Raw genomic sequence first — 18,931 nt, 5'->3', positions numbered from 1 at the left:
CCCTGGCAAACAGAAGGGCGATTTTATGGGGCTGTTATCATTTCTTCACAAATCCACTGAGACTGCTACAGTGGATCCAACCTCCCCCCTGCTGGAGAAATTTTTAAGCGGCTATTCGATTGAGGTGATGCCTCGGACTGCTGGGAATGTGGAATGCTTTCGCGATATCCTGCCCACCGGTACCCGCGTGTATATTGCTCATATCGATGGAACTTTCATTGAGGATATGGTCCATACCGCACGACGTCTGACCGATGAGGGATTTGAGGTTATGCCACATTTTCCAGCGCGCCTGATTACAGGGTATAATGAGCTCGCCGAATGGATCGCCCGTTATCAGGGCGAGGCAGGTGTTAATCAGGCGCTGCTTCTGGGTGGTGGCCTGAACACTCCGGTGGGTGAATTTAAGGATTCTATGCAGTTGCTGGAAACGGGTCTCTTCGATGGATTCAGCAACTTGCACATAGCTGGCCACCCTGAAGGGAACCGGGATATAGATCCTGATGGTTCCGACCGAATGGTGATGCAAGCGATGAAATGGAAAAAGGCTTTCTTCGAGCGGACGGATGCGCGTGTGGCGATTACCACTCAGTTCTGCTTTGAGTCTGCTCCGGTAATTGCCTGGGCTGACAGGCTGGCAGCGGAAGGGGTTGATCTGCCCATCCATATTGGCGTGGCGGGACCGGCTAAGCTGCATACCCTGATAAAATATGCCTTGTCATGTGGTGTCGGGCCTAGCATGCGGGTTCTGCAACGCAGGGCAAAGGATGTCGGGAAGTTACTTCTGCCCTATGAGCCCACAGAGTTATTAACCGAGCTTGCTGCTCACAAAGAACGTCATCCCGGTTTTGGCGTTGAGCAGGTACATTTCTTCCCATTGGGGGGGATCAGGAATAATGCAGTCTGGGTCTCTGAAAATGGTGGCAGCGCTGGCCGGCCAGCTTCAGCAGACTGAGATTGATCCATATATATCTGTAGCTACAGCCCCATGACAGGGGCGTGTTACACAACAGGAATCAGGGCGCTGCTTTACAGGTTTTCGGCCCACTTTCGCTGAGCGCTAAATGAGAAGAACAACATGACTGCACAGATCATCGATGGTAAGAATTTCGCCGTTGCATTACGCGAAAGAGTCGCTGAGCATACAGCCTATTTGAAACAACAACACAACATCACTCCAGGTCTGGCAGTAGTGCTGGTAGGTGAGGATCCTGCCTCTCAGGTTTATGTGCGCTCCAAGGCTAAGCAAACCGTTGAGGCGGGTATGAACTCTTATCAGCATAAACTGGCTGTTGATACAACCGAAGCGGAACTGCTGGCACTGATTGATCAGCTTAATAGCGATCCGGCTGTTCACGGCATTCTGGTTCAGTTACCACTGCCTGAGCATATCGATGAAGCATTAGTGATTAATGCCATCGATCCTGCCAAAGACGTGGACGGATTTCATATCTCTAATGCGGGTCTGCTGGCGACAGGACAGCAAGCGATGGTGCCCTGCACCCCTTTGGGGTGTCTGATGATGCTGCGTGAGTATTGTGGCAATTTGTCGGGCCAGAATGCTTTAGTGATCGGGCGTTCTAATATTGTCGGCAAGCCGATGGCGCAACTGCTGTTGAGAGAGAGTTGCACAGTAACCGTGGCACACTCGCGGACACGAAATCTGCGTGAACTGGTGGCCAATGCCGATATCGTGGTTGCCGCGGTGGGACGGCCTCTGTTCATTGAGGGGGGATGGATCAAACCGGGGGCTACAGTGATCGATGTGGGTATCAATCGTATAGAGAAAAGCGACGGCACAACACGGCTTGTCGGGGATGTAGATTTCGACGCTGCCAAAGAGGTCGCAGGTGCAATTACTCCGGTTCCCGGAGGCGTTGGCCCGATGACGATTGCCTGTTTATTGGCCAACACGGTCACCGCGTGCTGTCGGGCCAGTGCTCTCCCTGAGCCCCATGGGCTTACGGTCTGATCATAGTCCATCACAACGGATCATGGCCCAGCGCTGGACGCAGTCGTTTCAGCTGAGTGAGGGGTATCTGATCCATCCGGAATGAGCGCTGGTGACAGCGCTAATACTCATCCCGCTATACTGCTTTGTCAGAACACCGCATCGATCCTCATCGCGGCGGGGTCGCAGCATCACCTTTCTGCTATTTCTAAAACCGGCATCCCGGTTTTCTGTTTATCCATAGTTTTACACATGCCTGTTCAGATCCGTTTAAAGCCCTATTCTGCGGTGCGTCTGAGCATAGTCCAAACAGACTAATATGCGCTTAAAACAAGACCGTTTTTGCATTTTTGTACCATCTCTTTAGGCCCTTTCATCCGTGAATTGCTCATATTATTTACGCTGATCAAACGATTTAAGTACGGTTCAATTTTGTCATACCGGGCGGGATTGAACATTTTGAGGACTGGAAAATGGCGACACAACAACAAGAAGAATTTGGCTTTGGCACACAGATTCGTAAATCCCCCTATTTTGATGCAACCGTGCGCTGGGGCGCTAAAGGTTTCTCGGTGTATAACCATATGTATATTCCCCGCGATTTCGGCAACCCGGAGCAGAACTTCTGGAACCTGGTGAACGATGCCATCCTGTGTGATGTAGCGGTTGAACGTCAGGTGGAGATTACCGGTCCCGACGCCGCACAGTTTGCCCAGTTACTGACGCCGCGTGACCTGTCCAAGTGTGCTGTAGGGCAGTGTAAGTATGTACTGATCACCAATGCTGAGGGCGGGATTCTGAACGATCCTATCCTGCTGCGTCTTGCAGAAAACCGCTTCTGGATCTCCCTGGCCGACAGCGACATTTTACTGTGGGCGCAAGGCGTTGCGGTGAACTCCGGTCTGGATGTCACCATTCGTGAACCGGATGTCTCTCCGTTGCAGCTGCAGGGGCCGAAGTCCGGTGAAATCATGAAAGCCCTGTTCGGCGACAGCATCACCGACCTGAAGTATTACTGGCTGCGTGAATACGATCTGGATGGCATTCCTCTGATCGTGTCCCGGACCGGCTGGTCAAGCGAACTGGGCTATGAACTGTATCTGCAGGATGGTTCGAAGGGGGATGAGCTGTGGGAAAAGATTATGGCAGCCGGTGCTCCGTTTGGTTTACAGCCGGGTCATACATCGTCAATCCGTCGCATTGAGGGCGGTATGCTGTCTTACCACGCGGATATGGATATCAACACCAATCCATACGAGCTGGGTCTGGACCGCCTGGTTGAGCTGGATATGGATGCCGATTTTATTGGTAAAGCTGCGCTGAAGCGAATCCGTGACGCAGGCGTGACACGCAAACAGGTGGGTCTGGTGATCGATGCTCCGGCCCTGACAGGACCGAACACCCGCTTCTGGATGCTGGAAAAAGAGGGTCAACAGGTGGGCAAGGTGACATCCGCAGTGTTCTCGCCACGTCTGGAACAAAATATTGCCCTGGCGATGGTCAGCGCAGAGTTTGCTGAGCCGGGGACAACCTTTGAGGTTGTGCTACCCAGTGGAGTAGCAACCGCCACCGTGGTGGAAACGCCATTCTTTGATCCGAAAAAGACAATAGCGGCGACCTGATTCCGATGGTTGAGCCATCAATGCTTCCCAGTGTTCGATGGCTTATATCACCCGTTGCGTTCATTTCAGTTTTTTGCAGGAAGTGAATGAATCCGGGTATCCCGGTTTCCCCGGTATTAAACAATCGGCCAATTGATGGTGCGATAAGCAGGCACGTTGAGCAGAGCTTCATCCGCAACCGACTTCTCCGGCATTATCAGTATGGCCAGTGAAAATTTAAGGACTCGTAGAATGACTACAAATACAACAACCTATATCCTTACCGGCAGTTCTCAAACCAAGCTGGGTGTCCTGGATCTGATCATTAGCAGCCTGTATCGAAACGACTGTTATGCATACGAGATGCATACTTTTGATGATGCCGATACCGACCGTTTTTTCTTCCGTGTTGAATTTAATTATCGGGGTAACGGGGAATTTTCGGAAGCGGATCTGCGTAGCCAACTTGCCGACCGGGCTGAAGCCTATGAAGTCAAATGGGAGCTGCGTGATCTGGCGATTCCCGCAAAGGTGGTGATTCTGGTATCCAAATATGATCATTGTCTGCAGGATCTGCTGCATCGCTATAGCACCGGTGCACTTAATATCGAGATTCCAGCGATCATCTCAAACCACCCTGATCTGAAAAAGCAGGCCGATTGGTACAATATTCCTTATTACCACCTGCCGGTGACCGCAGAAACCAAGGCAGAGCAGGAGGCGCAGATGTGGCAGATCATCCAGGAAACCGGAGCCGATCTTGTTGTGCTGGCGCGCTATATGCAGGTACTGTCTGAGGATATGTGCAAGAAGCTACATGGACGGGCTATCAATATTCATCACTCACTACTACCGGGTTTCAAAGGTGCCAAGCCTTACCATCAGGCATACGATAAAGGGGTCAAGCTGGTCGGGGCCACCGCACACTATGTGAGCGAAGATCTGGACGAAGGTCCCATCATCACTCAGGGCGTGGAACCGGTGGATCACACCTATACACCCGAGCGACTGGTGGCAAAAGGGCGCGATACTGAGCGGGTAACACTGGCCAGGGCGATAAAGCTGCATGTAGAGGATCGCTGTTTCCTGAATGGTAATAAAACGGTTGTCTTCCCCGGGCATTAACCATCGACTCTGAGCGATTAATGAGTCCTGCAGCCTGCAGATGAGCCCGGTAACCCGGCGATCCGCTTTGGTTTTTACAACACTGTGGGACGTGGTGAACAGTGTTATCTTCCTGAGTGCGAGAGCACCTATATTCTGGCCCCTCAGGGGCCTTTTTTATACTTAGCTATACTGTCGATACCGCAGCCGGTGCAAATGGGTAAACCTGCAATGTCGGTGTCGTCAATGTATCCACGATGATGACATATAGCATTTGCTCTGGTTTCGGCAGCTGGGTAGACTCGACCTTTGGATTGGGATTCATTATGTAGTCAAAAAATATGAAAAAAGTCATTTTAGATGCGGTGGATGTTCGTATTCTGAGTGCCGTGCAGCAGCACGGACAGATCAGCAAATCCAGACTTTCGGAATTGGTCAGCCTATCACCAACGCCATGCTGGATGCGGCTGGATAAGCTCAAAAAGGCGGGGCTTATAAAGGGGTTTCGGGGCGACATTGCCATCGATAAGATTCTCGATCTGACCAAGGTTTATGTCACCGTTTCATTAAAGGCGCATAACCGGTCAAATTTTGAGCGGTTTGAAAAACGTATTCTGAGCGTTGATGAGATCATAGAGTGCAGCGCGACCGGTGGAGGTTGCGACTATGTGATGAAAGTCATCACCAACTCCCTGACTGATTTTCAAAACCTGATTGAGCAGTTGCTCGATGAAGAGATAGGCATTGATCGCTATTATATTTATGTCGTTACGCGAGAGGTTAAATCAACCACCCTGAGCTTATCGAAATTAATAGCAGATAAAGCCAGGTCCAGTGAGTAATATCTGCCCAATTGGGCGGCTCCCACAAAGCCCTCTGAGAGCTGCCCGCCCCGCAGCTGATAGCGAAAATCCCCAACAGTGTTGACGGCGGTGAGCATAGCTTTCCGCCACCAATCGATAAGGGCTTGGCATCGGATTTTGTGCCGATGGTACCTGATTCATAGATCGGGGTAGCAATCTCAAGGGTAGTGTTAGATTGCAGGATAAAGCAGCCGACTGCATTGTTAAGTACAAATGTATCCGGAAAGCGGGCGTAATGATATCACCGAAGTCGCCCAGTCCTGTCCCCAGTGCGCCAGGTATCTCCTTGGCTTTGGCAAGGCTGCCGCCCCAATACATTTTGATTTTGTGGTCGCCGCCGGTACGTTAGGCAAGTTCGTTAACCAGCCACTCGGTAGAGCGAACCTGAGCATCGCCAGCACTCAGGGGTTTAAAGGTAATCCACTTGAAGGTTTCTGCCTGAGCGGTTGGCATGCTCAGTTGTTTGCACAAGATAACCGCATGATAAATATGCATATATAGATGCATTGGACGCAATATTCAGTTCGTTTTTAAGCGATATAATTGGTCATTATTCTCCCATCCTTTTCTGGCCTTGGTTTTTCTGAGGTGGATAGCGGTTCGGTTTCTATATAACGCTTTATTAGCCACAGTGGCGCAGGCGACACTTAATCCGGTTCTATCTGCAGTGGCGTGCTATCAGGTATCAGTTCCATGACTTATAAACGGTTTATACAATTAATCGGTTGCTACATATTGGCAGTTTTAACGGGCTACACTGCGGCCCGTTTACATCTGCCTCTGCCCTGGATGATCGGCCCACTGGTCAGTACCGCTCTGGTCAATATGTTTATCCGTCCGGTAGATATCCCTGTACGCACTCGTCCTCTGGGACAGATGATTATTGCCGTTCAGGTTGGGCTGCATTTCACCGGAGAGTCCGTGAATGCGGTGTTGGGGCACGGTATCGCTATTCTGGGGGTCGCTCTGGCGACTATTTTCCTGGGGTTCCTGCTGTCGCGTTTGTTGCAAAAAATGACTGGCGCAGACCCGGTAACAGCGTTCCTCTCCTGTCTGCCAGGTGGTCCGGTAGAGATGGGTAATCTGGCCAGGGTATATGGTGGTGATCCTGGCCCGGTGATCTTTGCCCAGACATTACGGATTTCGACCATTGTGATTATCATCCCGATGGCTCTCTACTATCTTTCTGATACGGCCCCTGTGGGGCAGAAGCCCGTAGGTGTGGAACTGAACTATTTCGGTATGCTCTGTGTCAGTCTGGGGGCTGCGGCCACCTGCGCTCTGTTTTATGTATTGAAGATAAACAGTCCCTTCTTTTTGGGCGCGCTGGCGTTTTCCTGTACCGCTTCAGCGTCGGGAATTATTCCGGTATCACCTTATCCTTATGAGGTGCTGGCGCTGGGGCAGGTGTTGCTTGGCACCTGGCTGGGTTCAACATTCAGGCGTGAGCTGTTTCAGCGAGCGGGTCGCCTGGTTACCGGTATCTGTGTTACCGCTTCACTGCTGATTCTTTCCGGTGCAGCAGTAGCGGTTGTGGTGGCGCAGTTTAGCGAGATGAGCTGGCGAGCGCTGGTGCTGGGTGCCGCACCGGGAAGCGTGACAGAGATGGCTCTGACCGCGCAGTTTTTACACGAGGATGTGGCGTTGATTACCGCCTTCCACCTGGTAAGGATTTTTATGATACTGCCCAATGTCCCCTGGATGCTGGCCCTGATTCATCGACGTAGCAAGCGGCTTGCTGCGGTTGATTCCAATAAGTAATTGGGCCTGTTGTCACTTAAACAAAGTGGGTTCAATTGTCTGGAATCCACACCTGATCGGACGGGAAATGCTGCTGAATGTAGTGTTTAAACTCGAAAATAATCTCGCCAACCATGGGGGAGGGGGAACTGCTCCTGGGATAGATTGCAGCAAAGGTCAGTTCGTAGGCCGGTGTAATTGGCACCAGAACATAACTTCCATCATGGGCGTTAGCAGCGCCCGGAGCATCCGTTATAAAGATCCCCATCCCCTTCGCCACCATCTGAATGGCAAAGACGCTGGAAGTCGTTTCCAGGGTATATTCGATATCAATACCGGCATTGCTGAAGATTTCATCTGAGTGCCGACGTGGGGGTTGGCCCTGTTCGAGTCCGATCAGCGGATAATCAGCTAACTGCCCTGCGGTCACCTGTTTTTCTCTGGCCAGTGGATGGTTGAGTGGCAGGGCAGCCATAATTCGGCTGCTATAGAGTTTTTCGCTGCGGATCTGCGGGTGCTCACAGGGGAGAGAAACGCACAGACCAATATCGTAATATTCGCTGCCGATCCAGCGTTCCATATCTGCCCGGTGGCGAATATCCACTGAAAAGCGTTGCTGGGGGTGGGTTGATGAAAATCTTGCCAGCGCCGGGGCGACCAGGCTGGTGGCCACCCGTTGTAGAGCCACAATTCGCAAACGCCGGGATTTGGCGCTCTTAATATCACTGACAATACGTGGAATATCATCCAGCCCTGCCAGCAGCCTTTCTGTCTCTGAATAGAAAGCAGCGCCTTCTATTGTCAGTTCGACTCGTCTATTACGGCGCTCAAACAGCTGTAGATGAAGTTCATCCTCAAGACTGGAGATCAGCCGACTCATGGCGGACTGACTCAGATGCATCCATTCCGCCGCAGTGGCTATGGATCCACTGTTAACAACAGCTCTGAAACCTCTCAGTTTCTTTATGTCCATGTCATACCTCTGTTTATTATTAGAATGGTTGAGTTGGTATGGCTTCAGGAAGGTGCGGGTAAATCAGGTTCAGCTGGTTAGCTTGCCAGCCTGATCGCAGGGGGAGTGCGCACCTTACATTATTTATTTTATTCTGCGGTGTTATGTCTCAGGTAATCATAACGGATGTTGAAAGGGATTACGCAGATGAAATATTGGACAGTCCATTACTAATTGTAATGGCTACGGCCTGGGTTCTGGCGGTTGAAGGCGCTGGCAGAGGTGGGACTTGCTGCTAGTTTAGCGTTGCTTTGGAGGGGAACAGCCCGACGGAAGGGGGGCGTCTGGCTGTCCCGGGTCAGGGATTAAAACTTCAGACGGATACCTGTCGTTAATGTAGAGATATCGTCATAGTTTGTTCCGCTACGGTCAAGGCTGTGGACCTTATAACCGGCGTAAAGATCCATCCATTTTTGTGGATGGTAAACGTAACCCACACCTACAGAAGTGCTCTTGTCATCTTTCATCGCACGGTCTTTGGCAACTGCGTAGAGTACGTTAACCGCATGCTTACCGCTCTTATAACCTACGCTGACAGACTGGAACTTAGAGTCTGGATTTGCTGCATTGTCATCGCTGGATTTCCCTGCTGCAACCGCGGCATTGAGGCCATTTTCCATTGCGATAGCGAAAGAACCGCCAAACGTTTTGGTGTCGTAGGTTGCACCGGAGTTATAGGAATAACCCAGAGCCCCATCCAGTTGAATACCTGAGTCAAGCTTGGTTTTCAGGCGGGCGCCGATTTCAGAGACATCATTACCTTTATTTGTGCCCTGGCTTACCGCCAGTGAGATCGGGCCAAACTTCGGTGCGTCATAGCGCAGACGGTCATAGCGACCCTCAAAATCCAGGTTTGACATAGTGCTTTTGATTGTTGGACCTGTACCACCGAACTTCAGTGCGCCACCAACCAGCGTTGGGTTTGGCCAGTTGATAATATTGGTACCTGAAAGTTCACGCTCCATATTGCCATCGGCGGCACCGGATCCCTGACCAATGGTCAGACGACCATACTCCTTCGATGAGATCCAGGCTTCCATCTTCCGCTCGTCCAGCGTTGGTGATGCCGTAGTTTTGGTTTGCATATCAACAAGGTTGGATGGGTTGGACTGGTATTCAACCTCAAACAGAGCGCCAACACTAATCTTGTCGTCAAGATCAGACTGAGCTTTCAGATTGAAACGGGTGCTGCTGTTGTCATTATCGACAAAGAACGTCTCATTTGTGCTGCCATCATCGGCATACATCAGGGCGCGGTTGATCTGTAGTCCTAAATCAAGTTTTACGCCTTGATAAGTACCAAGCTCAACGGCCTGAGAGGCTAGCGGAAATAGAGAGAGGAGTGCGCAGGTTGCATAGGATTTTAGTTTCATTAAGTCATTACCTTCTTTCTTTTGTTTTATTTATAGGTGAAAAAATTAACAGACAGGAGGGGAAATGAATAATGTATTGAGTCGATATATTTATGCTAAAAATGCATCTATCTATATGAAAAATAATAGATAATATTTTTTATGGTACATTTTTTGACAGCAACAGGAATAGGGGAGTCTCTGATGAGCTTCCCCGAAGAATTCGGTCTGTTCTTTTTAAAAAAGACAGGTCAGCACCTGAGGGATACTGACCTATCCAAAGGGCGACCTTTACATGCGTTCAATAATCAGGGCAATACCCTGACCCACACCGACACACATACTACAAAGCGCATAGCGTCCTTCAATATGTTCCAGTTGGTTCAGGGCGGTTGTTACCAGACGTGAACCTGAAGCCCCCAGCGGATGGCCGATAGCGATTGCACCACCATTAGGGTTAACCCGGGGATCATTATCCCCCAGCCCCAGTCGTCGGCAAACTGCCAGCGCCTGGGCCGCAAAGGCTTCGTTGAACTCAATGACATCCATCTGCGCCAGGGATAAGCCTGTCAGTTGCATCACTTTCTCGACTGCTGGTACTGGGCCCATCCCCATGATACGAGGTGGCACACCGGCGGTTGCCATGCCCACGATGCGCGCACGTGGTGTCAGACCGTGCTGCCTGGCTGCTTCAGGTGTCGCCATCAGCAGGGCACAGGCACCATCGTTGATACCTGATGAGTTTCCAGCGGTGACGGACCCTCCCTCCCTGACAACCCCTTTCAATTTAGCCTGGATTTCAGGTGTGGTGTCCGGACGGGCGTGCTCATCAACCGAGATAATCTGTTCCGGCTTACGTGGCTGTGTGACAGTGACGCTCATGGTTTCTTTCGCAAAGAAGCCGGCATCCTGGGCTTTTTTCCAGTTCTGTTGACTGCGCAGGGCAAAGCTGTCCTGGTCTTCCCGCGAAACGCCCTCTTCGTCGGCGACGTTTTCGGCTGTCAGAGTCAGGGCATCGACGCCATGGAGAGTCTTCATCTTCGGGTTGACTAAGCGCCAGCCAATGGTGGTGTCTTCCAGTTGCTGACTACGGCCAAACGGTTTATCGGACTTGGCCATCACATAGGGAGAACGGCTCATACTTTCTACACCACCGGCAACCATCAGTTGAGCTTCGCCACAACGCAGGGCGCGGGCGGCACTGCCGACAGCATCAAGACCAGAACCGCACAGGCGATTGATGGTAGAACCCGGCACCGTGACGGGCAGACCTGCCAGCAATGCCGCCATACGGGCAACGTTACGGTTGTCTTCACCGGCCTGGTTGGCACAGCCGTAAATAACATCGTCAATCAGACCCCAGTCGAGATCCGGATTACGTTTAATCAGTTCCTGAATCGGCAGTGCTGCCAGATCATCGGTACGGATTGAGGACAGACCACCGGTAAAGCGGCCAAATGGGGTACGGATTGCATCACATATCAGAGCTTCTGACATTGGTATCACTCCTCAGCTGCGTCAGCGTTAGGGGGTAGCAAGTTTGCGTCGCCGCGTGCGTGGCCTTTACCGCTAACGGCAGCCAGTTGATCAAGGGCGTTATTCAGGGCGTCATGACCCATCTGTTGTGCAATAAAGATCGGGCCACCTCTCCAGCGAGGGAAGCCGTAGCCGTGTGCCAGTGCAATGTCGATATCTGCAGCACGTTGACAAACGCCTTCACTAAGAAGCATCAACGCTTCGTTGATCAGGGCAATCACCGCACGTTGCTGAATCTCTTCATCACTGAAAGGTTTCGCTTCGATACCGTTTTCCGCCCGGTAGTTGGCAATAATGCGTGCCACTTCAGGATCAGGCTGAGGACGATTATCGTCGCCATACAGATAGTAACCCTTGGCGGTTTTACGCCCCAGACGGTTGGCTTCACAAAGCAGATCAGGGATGCCAACATAGCGGCGCAGATGCCGGGTGTCGGCTGTCTGCTGGCGCATTCTCCAGGCGATATCCAGGCCGGACATATCGCCGACCTTAAATGGACCCATCGCAAAGCCGTAAGCTTCCAGAGCGGCATCGATCTGTTCAGGGCTGGCGCCTTCTTCCAGCAGGAATTCGCACTGACGGCGATACGCTGCGTAGAGACGGTTGCCTACAAACCCCCATGAATTGGTCACCACAATGGCTTTCTTTTTCAGCCGTTTGGCAAAAGCGCTGGCGGTGGTCAGGGTCTGCTCGCTGGTGGCGGCACTTTTAACCACTTCCAGTAATGGCATACGGTGAGCCGGGCTGAAGAAGTGAAGCCCCAGAACCCGTTCCGGGTTAGGGATATCAGCGGCGATCTGGTCGATATCCAGATAGGAGGTATTGGTTGCCAACAGGGTATTTTCATCCACCCGTTCGGCCAGGTTTTTGAACAGTGAACGTTTTACGTCCAGATCTTCAATGATCGCTTCAATCACCAGATCGGTGCCTGCAACGCTATTGATATCCTGGGTTGGATTCAACCGTGCCAGCAAGGCATCACGCTTTTCGGCGGTCAGCCGCTGGCGCTTAATGTCACCCTCCAGCTCGGCTTCAATACGTTTAACACCGGCTTCGAGAGCATCAGGATTAAGCTCCAGCAGGTCAACGCTATAGCCGCAATTGAGCACACAGAGGGCGATGCCGCTTCCCATGGTTCCGGCACCAATTACGGATACCCGTTTCAGTGGGCGGGGCTCAATGGCCTGGCTGGGAGTATAGGGTTCAGCACGCTCAGCAAAGAACAGGTAGCGCAGAGCCTGTGCCGCCTGACTGCCTCGCAGGGCGAGAAACTGGCTGCGCTCTGCCGCAACCGCTTCAGCAAAACTGAGTTTTCCAGCGGTGAGCACTACTTCTGCGGCAGCGGCTGCAGCAGGCAGCCCGCGGGAACGGGAGATCAGCTTTTTCGCCTGTGCCTGAAGCTCTGCTTCATCGGCAGGAGCCACCTCTCGCTGACTCAGTGGGTGCTTACCACTGTTGTAGTTTTGCGCGTAGGTCAGAATTTCTGTGTACTGGGCCTCGGCTTCAGTTTCACTGAGTAACTGGTCCACCAGGCCCAGCTCAATTGCTTTAGCCGCTTTAACCGGTTTACCAGAGACAATCATATCCAGCGCAGCAGGCAGACCTATTGCCCGGGGCAGGCGTTGAGTACCACCTGCGCCGGGAACAACACCCACGGATACTTCGGGTAGCCCAAGAGTAGCAGCGGCATCAGCCAGGCGAAAATCACACGCCAGCGCCAGCTCCAGACCACCACCGAGGGTGTGGCCTTTTACCACAGCAATAACGGGCACCGGGCAGCTTTCAAGTGCGCTGGTGACCTGCGGCAGAGTGGGTTCGGTGGGCTCGTTTTCGAGCTCACGCAGATCCGCGCCTGCCATCAGATTGTTACCCGCGCCGGTCAGCACGACTGCTTTTGTCTGGCTGAGATCAATCGCGTCCAGTGCGGCGAGAATACCTCTTCTCACCGCATCAGTGCTGCTGTTAACCGGAGGATTATCGAGGGTGATAACCGCGATATTACCTTCCTGATGCAGATGAACCTGGCCAGCTGTTTTGGGTGCGCTCATTACTATGCTCCTTCGGTCTCGTCATCGAGTACCAGCACAGCATCAGCGGCAACCGTTCCCTGACCCTCAGGCAATACAAACAGTGGGTTAATTTCTGAGGTCACTACTTTGTCACCCAATGCGGAGATCAGCGCTGAAAAGTTAACGATGACCTGAGCCAGGGCGTCGGTATCCCGTGGTTTTGATCCACGGTAACCTTCCAGCAGTGGCCAGATGGTTAATTTCTGCATCATCGCTTTGGCCTGATCCAGATTCAGTCCCCCCTGTTCGGGCAGCATGCACAGAGTGGTGTCTTTATACAGTTCTGCGGTTACACCGCCGGCACCCAGCAGAATGGCGGTGCCAAGCGCATCACGGTTGGCGCCGAGAATCAGCTCATGGCCGCCGGCCACCATCGCTTCAACCAGGAACTGATCCGGGCAGCGACCGATGTGGGACTGAACCTCACTGATCATCTGTTCAAACCGATCACCGATATTCTCAGCATTCAGGAACAGGGCCACACCGCCAATATCACTCTTGTGCAGCAGACTGGCGTCAAGAATCTTCAGAACCACCGGTTCACCCAGTTCGCGGGCTGCCTGTACTGCTTCTTCGCGGGAGGTGACGATACGGCTTTCTGGTACCTGAATGCCCGCTTCACGGAACAGCGCTTTTGCGGTCGCTTCATCCATTGAGCCGCCCGGCAGCGTATCCAGATCAGGGATACTAATTGTCGCACCGGCGGCACTCGCTGACAGTAATGGCTGTCCGGTAAAGTGCAATGCTTCAAGAACAGCGCTACAGCTTTCTGGTGAACTGAATCCTGGTATTTTTGCGCGGTTCAGTCGTTTCAGGGTGTCTGGAGCATAGGGGCTGACGTATGCCAGAACCGGTTTGTCGTTAACATCGAGCGAGTCAGTAATCGCACCGACCACCAGATCAGGCATTGCCAGACCTGAAGAGCCGATAATAACAACCAGTGCATCATAGCTATCACTTTCGAGAAGAATACGAATCGCCTGACGCAGCAGGTCGGGCTGAAGTCCGGCCAGGGTAACGTCAATCGGATTACGGTCTAGCGCAGTCGGGGTGTCACCCTGAAGTGCCCGCAGTTTTTCAGCGGTGTCGACATCCGGTGGAGGGGTATCAAATGCGGTAACGCCCAGACTGTCGGCGATCAGGGTACCGGCACCGCCAGTGGAGGTGAGTACGGCTACGCGACGACCTGCCAGTTTGCGTCCCGCAACCAGTACTGCAGGAATATCGAGGAATTCGTCGAAGGTGTTGACCCGGATAACGCCCAGTTCACGGAAGAATGCATCATAAACCCGGTCTTCGCCCGCCAGAGCCCCGGTATGGGAACTGGCAGCACTGGCACCCGCTTCAGAGCGCCCGATTTTGAATACAACCAGCGGTTTTCCGGCTTCACGAGCGCGGATAGCCACTTCACGGAACCGCTGCGGGTTGCGGATACTTTCCAGATACAGCGCGATCACTTTGGTGTTGTCATCATCGATCAGGTATTCGATAAAGTCACTGACTTCCAGATCTACCTCGTTACTGGTTGAGATCAGGGATGACAAACCGATGCCCCGTCCTGCGGCGCGTGAGAGCAATGCGCCAAGAATACCGCCGCTTTGAGAGACAACGGCAACATCACCGGCAGGCAGATCACTGACTTCCAGTGCGCCACTGGCCGACAGTGGAATACCGGCGTTGAGGTTGACCAGGCCGATAGTATTGGGGCCCAGCAAACGCATTGAACCGGCGGCCTCTTTCAGCTCATCCTGCAATCCCATGCCACTTTCACCCGCTTCGGCAAAGCCACTGGCAAGCACCACTGCGGCTTTACAGCCCATCTTAGACAGTGAACGAACTGCCTCAATGCTGCGCTTGGCGTTCAGCAGTACCAGGCCTACATCGGGGGCTTGTGGCAGAGCTTCAACATTTGGATAACAGGTCAGCCCCTGAATCTCGGTGGCTTTAGGGTTAACCGGATAGATGGGGCCGCTGAAGTTGTGCTTCAGCAGATAAGATATTGGTCGGCCCGATGTTTTAGTCGGATCAGCTGAAGCGCCGATAACTGCGATGCTTTTCGGGTTGAGCAGTGCGTCGATCTGGTTCATTTTCCAGCCTCCTTTGCGCGATCCAGGAAGGACTGAACAGAGTCGCGGTGCTCTTTCGATGTATAGCAGATGCCCTGTGCTTTGCTGCCTTCAGCAAAGACCTGATGATCAGACATTTCGTAGCTATGGTTGATAATGGATTTGGTCAGTGCGATTGCGGTGCGTGAACCGTTGCTCATCTCTTCAGCCATTGCCTGCGCGGTGTTCAGCAGTTCGCTGGCATCACAGAGCTGATCTGCTATCCCCAGTTGCAGTGCTTCGTCTGCGCCCACCCGGCGGCCGCTGAAGATCAGGGCTTTAGCCCGGCCTAAACCGACCCGGCGTGGCAGGAAGTACATACCGCCACCATCGGGAACCAGTCCACGGGCGATATAAGCCCAGGTAAAATGTGCATACTGCTGTGAAGCTACTACAAAATCACAGGACAGGGCGAGGTCGGCACCCAGACCGGCGGCCGCGCCGTTAACGGCAGCAATAGTCGGAACCGGCAGGTTCAGCAGCAGGCTTGCCGCATAGTGGACGCCTTGCTGACGATCCCAGCCGTTGAAGCCGACAGTTGATAGTTCTGCTTCCATACGCGCTTTCATGCCCGCGATATCACCACCCGCGCAGAAGCCCTTACCGTTACCTGTAATAATTAATGCGCGAACCGAGCGGTCAGCACGGATCGAAACCAGGTGCTCTACCAGCTCAGCGCGCATCGCATCGCTCATTGCGTTGCGCTTTTCTGGTCGGTCAAGGGTCAGGGTAACGACGCCATTGTTAATAGAATACTGTATCAGGGGTGCTTCGCTCATAGTGTGCCTCTTATTATTAATCTATCTCCCGGCTGTTGGGCTGGAGACGATACCGAATGCCGTTTCACCCAGCGCTCGGCGATATTTCTTTCAATGACAATGTTGCAAAAAAACGCTTGTTAGCATTTATAAAGTCCAATCATTATTTAACGTGGAACAGTTCTGTTCAATTGAGTAAAGCTGCTGACATAGCTAACAAATTGTTATAACGATGCGGGCTGTGTGGCGGGGAAAAGCACGGTTTATCTGTCTCTCATCGCTTTTTTGTACATTTGGGGCAAGCTGAGGTCTGTCCAAAGCCTAATAAATACTTAGTTCAGTAGTGGGCTGCGTTAGGTCATAGTAATTAGCAGAGTGCATATTTGACTCGATTGGCAGTAAAAACATCACAACACCTCTGGTGTTTGATTGTGGCCGCTGAGATTGACCGGAATGCACCATACATAATAATAACCAACCCTTATGGCCTATTCGCCGGAGGGTGAGTCAGGAATATCTGGCTTGAGTTGGAGTATCGAATGAATAATTCAATATCATCGGGCACAACGGAGGATAACCAGAGCTTAAGTGCAGGTCTGGTTAAAATCTCCATGCCGTTGCTGGAACTGCTGGGCGGTGCCCTGATCACTATGGTTTCTGGCTTTTATCTCTACGAAGCTTTGCAGTTGCCCGAGCCTTTCAATGCTAAGGCTGTGGGGGCTGGAGAGTTTCCATTGATCATCGGTGTCGTCACACTGGCCTGTGCTCTGGGATTGACAATACTCAGTCTGGTAAAGCTTATCTCAGGAAAGACCTCTGAATATGCCTCCTTTCCACGTCTGGGGTTTGTGGCGTTATCGATAGCGGCGTTGATTGCTGTCGTATCCTTTATGGAAATACTGGGCGCGTTTGGCAGTATGGCTATTCTGAGCTTTATGGTGATGCTGGCTGGTGGAGAACGGCGTATCGGTTATCTGGTTTCTATACCTGTCGTGTTAGGCGCAACTATCTATGTTGTCTTTGTTCTGGCGCTCGGCGTTTATTTTCCGTGAGGTTTAGTCATGTTAGATAACTTAGTTCTTGGTTTTTCAGCGTTTGCAGATCCATTGGTTCTGGTAGGCCTGCTGGTTGGGGCTTTTCTTGGTTACCTTATCGGTGCTATACCCGGACTGGGGCCTAGTCTGGGGGTGGCATTGCTAATCCCGTTCACCTATAGCCTTGATCCGCTGGTGTCTATTGTGACGCTGATCGCGCTTTATGCTGCGGCGGAGTATGGCGGAGCGATATCGGCTATTTTACTTAACTCTCCCGGAACCGCTGCTGCGGTAGCCACCTCCTGGGACGGCTTTCCGCTGACCCAGCAGGGTAAAGCCGGTGTTGCCCTGAATGTTTCAATTATCTCTTCCGGTATTGGTATCTTTGTCAGTACCATCCTGTTGTTTCTTACTGCAGTGCCGCTGTCGGAAATGGCATTAAGTTTCGGCCCAACGGCATATTTTGGTCTGGCATTAGTGGGTCTGAGCCTGGTGTCCAGTTTTTCAACAGGTTCACCTCTGAAAGGTGCGGTTGCGATGGGGATCGGTCTGGGTCTGGCGACTATCGGTCTGGATGCTCAAACGGGTGTCCCGCGTTTCAGCTATAGCCCTGAGTTTTTTGAGGGGCTGCCACTGGTGCCTGTTTTGCTTGGTTTATATGCGCTTTCGGAAGTTATCTTCATGATAGAGGAGGGACCATCTGCTAAAACCAAGAGTATGGCTATGTCCGGATTGCTGGTTGTTCCGGTGAAGACCTTTATGACTCTGAAATGGCATCTGATGCGCAGCTCCATTATGGGGTATATCATCGGAGTCATTCCCGGTGCCGGTGCCTCAATAGCCTCATTCGTTTCCTATGGCGTTGCCAAGAGAACATCAAAGAAACCGGAGATGTTTGGTAAAGGCAGCCTTGAGGGGATCTGCGCCTCTGAAAGCGCAAATAATGCGGCGGTTTCCGGGGCGCTGTCTCCGCTGTTGGCGCTGGGTATCCCCGGGTCTCCAACCACTGCGATCATGATTGGTGCGTTGATGATTCATGGTATTCAGCCGGGTCCCCTGCTGTTCACGATGTCTCCTGAGATTCCCTACACTATTTTTGCCTCGTTGTGGGTCAGTGTGCCACTTATGATACTGATCGGTCTGTTAGGGGCACGGTTCTGGGCCAAAGTATCTGATATTCCCCGCCCGATGGTTGCCGCTATTGTTGCGGCAATCAGTCTGATCGGGTCATACGCATCTGAGAACTCAGTCTTTCCGGTCATGATTACCCTGGCATTTGGTATTCTGGGTTATATATTCCGTAAGCTTGATATCCCACTGGCGCCTATTATTCTTGCGCTGGTGCTGGGTGAGATGCTGGAAACAAATTTCCGTCGAGCGCTGCTGATCTCAAATGGTGAAATGGATATCTTCTACACCAGTCCGATCACGTTGATTTTGCTGACGATTGCCGTACTGTCTTTTGCTCTTCCTGCGATCAGTGCGCTGCGTAGCTGGAATAAGCGCAAGGCTTTCCACGACGAAGAGTAATTCTCTCCTGTTCCATATCTCTTCCTGGAATTTCAGCCCTTATCAGTTTTGATAAGGGTTTTTTTTATTCCAGGCATTCCGCTTGTGCGCTGTTGTCACACATGGCTGGCTCAAGGCTTTGATTGAAATCCCTGCTGTAACCGAACTGCTCCTGACCGAATTGGGTGTCTTAAAGGCACGCCTGTTAGTGGCAACGCCTGTCTGGCACCGGGGCCGATGTTGCTGTTGTCACGACTACCAATAAGGCGATTTGCTAGTCCGGAAGTGCACTGCAGA

15 protein-coding genes are annotated in these 18,931 nt (G+C 52.1%); 8 read left to right on the top strand and 7 right to left on the bottom strand.

The annotated features are described in order from the left end of the window. The first annotated feature begins 25 nt into the window (after positions 1-25). The 5 genes from OCU43_RS16800 (at position 26) to OCU43_RS16780 (ending at position 5,498) form a co-directional block, all read left to right on the top strand. A complete protein-coding gene (locus OCU43_RS16800) occupies positions 26-955 on the top strand; it encodes a methylenetetrahydrofolate reductase (protein WP_091359411.1) in 930 nt (309 codons plus the stop codon). 123 nt (positions 956-1,078) lie between these two features. Further along, positions 1,079-1,972, top strand: a complete 894-nt coding sequence (gene folD / locus OCU43_RS16795) for a bifunctional methylenetetrahydrofolate dehydrogenase/methenyltetrahydrofolate cyclohydrolase FolD (protein WP_091359414.1) — start codon at positions 1,079-1,081, stop codon at positions 1,970-1,972. 452 nt (positions 1,973-2,424) lie between these two features. Continuing rightward, a complete protein-coding gene (locus OCU43_RS16790) occupies positions 2,425-3,573 on the top strand; it encodes a glycine cleavage T C-terminal barrel domain-containing protein (protein WP_091359417.1) in 1,149 nt (382 codons plus the stop codon). Positions 3,574-3,804: 231 nt separating this feature from the next. Beyond that, complete coding sequence (gene purU / locus OCU43_RS16785) at positions 3,805-4,677, top strand: formyltetrahydrofolate deformylase (RefSeq protein WP_091359421.1); 873 nt, start codon at positions 3,805-3,807, stop codon at positions 4,675-4,677. A 320-nt stretch (positions 4,678-4,997) separates the two neighbouring features. Then, complete coding sequence (locus tag OCU43_RS16780; protein ID WP_091359424.1) at positions 4,998-5,498, top strand: Lrp/AsnC family transcriptional regulator; 501 nt, start codon at positions 4,998-5,000, stop codon at positions 5,496-5,498. A gap of 366 nt (positions 5,499-5,864) precedes the next feature. Here the strand turns inward: OCU43_RS16780 and OCU43_RS16775 are convergent, their stop codons facing one another. Continuing rightward, positions 5,865-6,014, bottom strand: coding sequence for a hypothetical protein (locus OCU43_RS16775; RefSeq protein ID WP_175483543.1), 150 nt, complete (start codon positions 6,012-6,014; stop codon positions 5,865-5,867). Positions 6,015-6,254: 240 nt separating this feature from the next. Here OCU43_RS16775 and OCU43_RS16770 point away from each other — a divergent pair, with 240 nt between their 5' ends. Continuing rightward, positions 6,255-7,280, top strand: a complete 1,026-nt coding sequence (locus tag OCU43_RS16770; protein ID WP_175483544.1) for an AbrB family protein — start codon at positions 6,255-6,257, stop codon at positions 7,278-7,280. A 31-nt stretch (positions 7,281-7,311) separates the two neighbouring features. Here the strand turns inward: OCU43_RS16770 and OCU43_RS16765 are convergent, their stop codons facing one another. The 6 genes from OCU43_RS16765 to OCU43_RS16740 form a co-directional block, all read right to left on the bottom strand. Then, positions 7,312-8,232, bottom strand: coding sequence for a LysR family transcriptional regulator (locus OCU43_RS16765; RefSeq protein ID WP_091359432.1), 921 nt, complete (start codon positions 8,230-8,232; stop codon positions 7,312-7,314). A gap of 344 nt (positions 8,233-8,576) precedes the next feature. Next, positions 8,577-9,644, bottom strand: coding sequence for a porin (locus OCU43_RS16760; protein ID WP_091359435.1), 1,068 nt, complete (start codon positions 9,642-9,644; stop codon positions 8,577-8,579). 270 nt (positions 9,645-9,914) lie between these two features. Then, positions 9,915-11,120, bottom strand: coding sequence for a 3-oxoadipyl-CoA thiolase (gene pcaF / locus OCU43_RS16755; RefSeq protein WP_091359436.1), 1,206 nt, complete (start codon positions 11,118-11,120; stop codon positions 9,915-9,917). Positions 11,121-11,125: 5 nt separating this feature from the next. Continuing rightward, positions 11,126-13,207, bottom strand: coding sequence for a 3-hydroxyacyl-CoA dehydrogenase NAD-binding domain-containing protein (locus OCU43_RS16750; RefSeq protein WP_091359439.1), 2,082 nt, complete (start codon positions 13,205-13,207; stop codon positions 11,126-11,128). 2 nt (positions 13,208-13,209) lie between these two features. After that, positions 13,210-15,315, bottom strand: coding sequence for an acetate--CoA ligase family protein (locus OCU43_RS16745; RefSeq protein ID WP_091359441.1), 2,106 nt, complete (start codon positions 15,313-15,315; stop codon positions 13,210-13,212). After that, a complete protein-coding gene (locus OCU43_RS16740; RefSeq protein ID WP_091359443.1) occupies positions 15,312-16,112 on the bottom strand; it encodes an enoyl-CoA hydratase/isomerase family protein in 801 nt (266 codons plus the stop codon). Before OCU43_RS16740 ends, OCU43_RS16745 begins: the two co-directional genes overlap by 4 nt. A 518-nt stretch (positions 16,113-16,630) precedes the next feature. Between OCU43_RS16740 and OCU43_RS16735 the strand changes: the two genes are divergently transcribed. After that, positions 16,631-17,143: a tripartite tricarboxylate transporter TctB family protein gene (locus OCU43_RS16735; RefSeq protein ID WP_091359446.1), complete on the top strand. Its 513-nt coding sequence runs from the start codon at positions 16,631-16,633 to the stop codon at positions 17,141-17,143. A gap of 9 nt (positions 17,144-17,152) precedes the next feature. Further along, the gene (locus tag OCU43_RS16730) at positions 17,153-18,655 is read left to right on the top strand and encodes a tripartite tricarboxylate transporter permease (RefSeq protein WP_091359448.1); all 1,503 of its coding nucleotides are present in this window, start codon (positions 17,153-17,155) and stop codon (positions 18,653-18,655) included. The last annotated feature ends 276 nt before the right edge of the window (positions 18,656-18,931 follow it).

This window comes from Amphritea atlantica (assembly GCF_024347255.1).
In the GTDB taxonomy this organism is placed as follows: Bacteria; Pseudomonadota; Gammaproteobacteria; order Pseudomonadales; family Balneatricaceae; genus Amphritea; species Amphritea atlantica.
The sequence above is the reverse complement of the archived record's forward strand: the minus strand, read 5'-3'. Positions and strand labels throughout refer to the sequence as shown.

What these genes read in the sequence shown, in the direction of transcription:
- OCU43_RS16800 (WP_091359411.1), top strand. Translation starts at nt 26, where the DNA reads ATGGGGCTGTTATCATTTCTTCACAAATCCACTGAGACTGCTACAGTG.
- folD (WP_091359414.1), top strand. Translation starts at nt 1,079, where the DNA reads ATGACTGCACAGATCATCGATGGTAAGAATTTCGCCGTTGCATTACGC.
- OCU43_RS16790 (WP_091359417.1), top strand. Translation starts at nt 2,425, where the DNA reads ATGGCGACACAACAACAAGAAGAATTTGGCTTTGGCACACAGATTCGT.
- purU (WP_091359421.1), top strand. Translation starts at nt 3,805, where the DNA reads ATGACTACAAATACAACAACCTATATCCTTACCGGCAGTTCTCAAACC.
- OCU43_RS16780 (WP_091359424.1), top strand. Translation starts at nt 4,998, where the DNA reads ATGAAAAAAGTCATTTTAGATGCGGTGGATGTTCGTATTCTGAGTGCC.
- OCU43_RS16775 (WP_175483543.1), bottom strand. Translation starts at nt 6,014, where the DNA reads ATGCATATTTATCATGCGGTTATCTTGTGCAAACAACTGAGCATGCCA.
- OCU43_RS16765 (WP_091359432.1), bottom strand. Translation starts at nt 8,232, where the DNA reads ATGGACATAAAGAAACTGAGAGGTTTCAGAGCTGTTGTTAACAGTGGA.
- OCU43_RS16760 (WP_091359435.1), bottom strand. Translation starts at nt 9,644, where the DNA reads ATGAAACTAAAATCCTATGCAACCTGCGCACTCCTCTCTCTATTTCCG.
- pcaF (WP_091359436.1), bottom strand. Translation starts at nt 11,120, where the DNA reads ATGTCAGAAGCTCTGATATGTGATGCAATCCGTACCCCATTTGGCCGC.
- OCU43_RS16750 (WP_091359439.1), bottom strand. Translation starts at nt 13,207, where the DNA reads ATGAGCGCACCCAAAACAGCTGGCCAGGTTCATCTGCATCAGGAAGGT.
- OCU43_RS16745 (WP_091359441.1), bottom strand. Translation starts at nt 15,315, where the DNA reads ATGAACCAGATCGACGCACTGCTCAACCCGAAAAGCATCGCAGTTATC.
- OCU43_RS16740 (WP_091359443.1), bottom strand. Translation starts at nt 16,112, where the DNA reads ATGAGCGAAGCACCCCTGATACAGTATTCTATTAACAATGGCGTCGTT.
- OCU43_RS16735 (WP_091359446.1), top strand. Translation starts at nt 16,631, where the DNA reads ATGAATAATTCAATATCATCGGGCACAACGGAGGATAACCAGAGCTTA.
- OCU43_RS16730 (WP_091359448.1), top strand. Translation starts at nt 17,153, where the DNA reads ATGTTAGATAACTTAGTTCTTGGTTTTTCAGCGTTTGCAGATCCATTG.